Raw genomic sequence first — 4,330 nt, 5'->3', positions numbered from 1 at the left:
AGAGACGGTTCACCGCCTCACAACAGGCCGGACAGATGGCAGCATCCGACTACGTGTCAGAAACTCTGGAATTCACCCTTGCGCTGAAGGGGGCGTCCACAGATGGATAGCGGACATACTGCGGATGCAAAAACTGAGTCGATGGCAAGCCACCTCAACAGCCTCGACATCCACCAAGACTGCGGAAGCGACGCGGGGGCCCCTAGTGTATCAGGCCGCCACAACATTGTTCTTTGACTTAGATGCCGGGTTAATATTGAAATGAGTTTTTGGGGGTAAAAGCGCATGATGCGAGACTCCGGATGGCTTGCGGCGGCCTTGATAGGCGTCGGCTTGGCCGGCCCGGCAGCCGCCCTCACTGCGACCACCATTTGCGAGACCACCGGGCCGTCGTCGGCCTATACCGTGAAGGTCACCGATATCGGCCCGACGGTCACCTATCCCCAGACCATCGTGGTCCCGGCCTACCAGATCAGGAACGGCATCTGCCTGATGCCCCTGTCCCCGGCCGACCGCGCCGGCGTCGGCGGTGCCCGATAGCGGGCCGTCCCATCAACGATCGAACGGCCAAGGAGGCCAACAGATGATACCTATGTCAGAAGACCCAGCCCCTGCCGTCTCCCCGCGTCAAGGCATGGATTTCGTCGGCCTGGCCGCCGCCCTTGCCTTCATTGCCGTCTGCCCCTCCGCCGCCGGCGCCACTGAAAGAAGCGCCGATCAGTTCCGCCAAGACGCCTTTTCAGCCGCGGCGAGCCTGACTTCGCCGTCCTTCGAGGCCGTAGCCCGGAACGCCGGGAGCTTCCACCTGGCCCAAAGCACCGAGGGCGAAGACAACGGGGAGTGTGACGAATACGCCGGGGAGGATTGCAACTCCGACGATGAAGACCAGTTTGGCCCCTTCCACTTCGATTACCTGCCGTCCGACCCAACTTTCCTGGAGTCCTGGTACGATTTCCAAAATGAAGTCGATGTGGACAACACATTCAATCATTGGGGCCCTCCGTGGGCTCACCCGGGTAGGAGAAGTATGTATGGACCCGGGGGCCTGGGCGTCAGGTGCCTGGTCGGTGGCGGTGCGATCACGTTCATTGTCAGGACCCGCAGGATGGGCTGCTGGCGCCCTGCCAAGGCACCGCCGGTTCGGGGCGTGAGAGTCCTCTCCCTCGGCCCGGCCGCCCAGCGCGTGCTGACCAGATGCAGGCTCAGGACCGGTAGCGTCATCTTACGCAACGGCGCCTTCGCCTGTATAGCCACGCCCTGGGTTGTGGTCCGCAGGGCGGCCAATGGCCCGGTCCGCCCATTACGGGGGTGACGGACGGCGGCAAGCGAGCCCGCCAGGTGACCCCTGGGCCGCCGTCAGGGTGCCGTCGCCAGCCCCTCGGCGGCCCGGATCTGTCGCAACAGCAACTGGTCGTAGTAGCGCTTCAATGACGTGAGGTCCGGCACCCGGTCAGCATGGCCCCGGACCGATGTGTCCGCCGCCCCCAGCGGCCCGTTGCACTGCGCCGGGTCAGCCAACATCTGGTCCAGCACGGTCCCAGTTTGGGGCAGAAGGACGCCGAGCTTCAGACATAGGCAGCCATAGGCGAAGGCGAAGGCCGTGCGCCCATTGCCGTCGCGGAAGGGGTGGATCCAGGTGATGCGCCACAGGGCATAGGCCGCGACATCCAGGGCGTCGCCCTCGGTCCAGATCCGCTCCAGCTCGACGAAGAACGCCCCCATCAGCCCCGGAACCGAGTTCCAGGGCGGCGGCCGGAGCAGGGCTCCCCCCTCCTGCCGCAGCTTCACATTCGACTGGCGATAGGTGCCCGGCCGCTCCAGCAGGAACACCGTCGCGGCGCGATGCAGGGCGCACAGCGCCTCCTCGTCGGGCATGGGAGGCAGGGAGTCGCCGTCGGCCTTGCGCCCTAGGGACGAGACGATGAGGGCGACCATCAAGCTCCTCAGCCCGATCAGGTTCAGCGCCTCGATCCTTCGGGCCAGCTCGCCGTCCGCCAGTTCCCAGTTGCTGAATTTACCCAACGGACTACCGCGCCCTTCCACGCCATCGCACCAGCGCCGAATGGTAGTGCAGTCCTGCCCCTTTGCAACGCAGCCGCCCGGCGGTGATCATCCTCGAACCGTCAACTCAAAGGTGCTGAAGAGTTGAGTCGGTCCGGTCGGAAAGCCCACTCCCCAACCGCTGGATCAGGCGGCGACGGTCGCGGCCTCCCATGACGGGACTGTCAGGTTGAGTGGTCCAAGCCGCACCAGCCCCCGGCCCCACAGTGCGATCAGGCCGCGGCGGTCGCAGCAGCCCACGTCCGATGGGCCTCGGCCCGGAACAGGCGAAGGGGTCGATCCGCGGATCAGGTGAGGCTGGAGATTGAAGACGTTGCAGGCGGCAGTGACGTAAGGCGAAGGCCTGCTTCGGGGGGTTAGCGGACCTTGTCCAAAATAGCTTCGGACGGCTCTGACAGGATAGCTTCGCCGAGGCCGAAATCGCCCACCCTGCCTAGTCCAGGCGACCGCAGCCGTCCAGACGGACGCTATCAGCGGGTTTCCAAGTCCGCGAGCGCGTAGGAAAGGTCGCTAAGGCCACTCTCGACGTAGAGGCGAAGCCACGGCGAATAAACTAACGGGGTTCTGGCGACACCGTTTGCCAGAGAACTGAGGCTCATCCAGCGCAGGCTGGTTACTTCGGCCGGATCAGGTGCGGGCGCTCCGGCAAGACGGCCGAACATCATGTGGACGAGCTCGTTTTCGATGAGGCCGTTGTCGAGGTCTGCCCGGTAACGAAAGCGGTAGCTCTCATGAAGTTCCGCGGCCACACCGAGCTCCTCGCGCGTACGCCGCACTGCCGCCTCAAGGGTGGGCTCTTCGGGCCGAGGATGTCCGCAGCAGCTGTTGGCCCACAGCCCACCCGAATGATACTTGGTAGGCGCCCGCCTCTGCAGCAGAAGCCGGTTCTGGTCGTCGAAAAGAAAGACGGAGAAGGCGCGGTGCAGCAGGCCCCGTTCATGGGCATCAAGCTTTCCCGCCTCGCCAATCGGGTTGTCGGCCTCATCCACGCAGATGACGCGTTCGGCCGCATCGTTTTGAGCGTCCCGGCCCGGATCCGTCATGGGTTTTGCCCCGCACAAGTGACGGGGAGAGCCCATCGACAAGCAGCATATGCGGCAGGCTCAGGGCGGCCAGTCCGATGAGCAGAACCTGCAGGCCGGCGGCATCCGGGTGCCAACCGGCAGCAGCAGTCAGCCTTCCCGAGGCGGCCGTTCCACCGACTACCGGGATCCAGATGCATTACTGTACCGGGGCGACTGGCATTGCCCTTCTCGTGCGGGGGTCGATGGGCACGCATACGCCGCCGACGCGGTGATGAGGCCGAATGACTATGTTCTGACCATAGACCCCCACGGGGGTGGAGTTGGGTAGCCTGTAGGTCAAACTATAACTTCCCGATGGTACGACAAACCGACGGGTGTGGCTGGTGGATGTAGGGTTGACGATCCCGGCAAAGACGTAGATGGGGCCGTTAGGAAGGCGTTGAAAAGTGTATTCAAAGGTGTTGATCGACATGCTGACCACCTCCACAGTGTGTGGCGCGTCACAGCTGTTTCTAACGGCCGTAATATCGGCACTAGCTGGGCCCGCGACCGCCACTAATGCGATCATCAGGCCGAAAACTTTCGGCGTTTTCATCCTCTATCTCTCCTATACTAAGCGCGAGCGCGGTGGATGCTGGCGTACTGTCTCCCAAACCGATGGGAAAACTCGCGAGACGCCTTTAGGCTAGAGGTCAGTATCGGAGGTAGGCACGTCAGTCCGCCTTCAGCACGTCCCCCCGTATCGGCGGTTCGCCCTCGACCACGGAAGCGATGGAGAGGCGGTCGCGCACGCTCTCGACTCGGACCTGGCCGATGCGAGCCATCTCCACGTCAAGCACCTCGCCAGTTCTTGGATCTGTTAGGGTGCGACCGGGCCGCCAAACGCTGAGAGTCAAACCGGCCTGCACGTTCCGGTCTGCCCCCGCGTTCAAATAGACGCCGGTTTCCGACGCATCGACAACCACTGCCGACCAAGGCACCTCGCGCATGCCCGCGGCGATCTGATCAACCGCCCTCATGATGGCGTCTTCCCCGGCTTGGCCGATTGGGGTAGCCCGAAACACTTCGCCGCCGACGGTCGCCCCCGACCAGGTATTGACCAGTCCGGCGTCCGAGGTGCGCGACGAGGCGCTGCCTTGTGCGCTGGAAGTCGAGACGACTTGCCCGGTGGAGGTATTCACCAGCCGCAGCGATATTTCCATGACCGCCCGCTGACTGCGGGTTCCCGCCCGACCGCCCAGCAT

Annotated in this window: 5 protein-coding genes; 1 reads left to right on the top strand and 4 read right to left on the bottom strand. The window is 64.0% G+C overall.

All coding sequences use genetic code 11. The features are described from left to right. The first annotated feature begins 288 nt into the window (after positions 1-288). A complete protein-coding gene (locus ACLL81_RS05085; protein WP_411287260.1) occupies positions 289-540 on the top strand; it encodes a hypothetical protein in 252 nt (83 codons plus the stop codon). Between the two features lie 55 nt (positions 541-595). On the opposite strand, the gene ACLL81_RS05080 is transcribed toward ACLL81_RS05085, so the two are convergent. The 4 genes from ACLL81_RS05080 to ACLL81_RS05065 form a co-directional block, all read right to left on the bottom strand. Then, positions 596-730: a hypothetical protein gene (locus ACLL81_RS05080; protein WP_411287259.1), complete on the bottom strand. Its 135-nt coding sequence runs from the start codon at positions 728-730 to the stop codon at positions 596-598. 626 nt (positions 731-1,356) lie between these two features. After that, positions 1,357-2,022: a Fic family protein gene (locus tag ACLL81_RS05075; protein ID WP_411287258.1), complete on the bottom strand. Its 666-nt coding sequence runs from the start codon at positions 2,020-2,022 to the stop codon at positions 1,357-1,359. A gap of 509 nt (positions 2,023-2,531) precedes the next feature. Further along, positions 2,532-3,104 (bottom strand): isopentenyl-diphosphate Delta-isomerase, encoded by a 573-nt coding sequence (gene idi / locus ACLL81_RS05070; protein ID WP_411287257.1) that lies wholly within the window; start codon positions 3,102-3,104, stop codon positions 2,532-2,534. A gap of 695 nt (positions 3,105-3,799) precedes the next feature. Further along, positions 3,800-4,330 (bottom strand): CsgG/HfaB family protein (locus ACLL81_RS05065; protein ID WP_411287256.1); only part of this gene is annotated, 531 nt, incomplete at its 5' end.

The sequence above is a fragment of the Phenylobacterium sp. genome (assembly GCF_046590535.1).
Taxonomy (GTDB): domain Bacteria; phylum Pseudomonadota; class Alphaproteobacteria; order Caulobacterales; family Caulobacteraceae; genus Phenylobacterium.
This window is presented reverse-complemented; position numbering and strand designations above follow the sequence as displayed.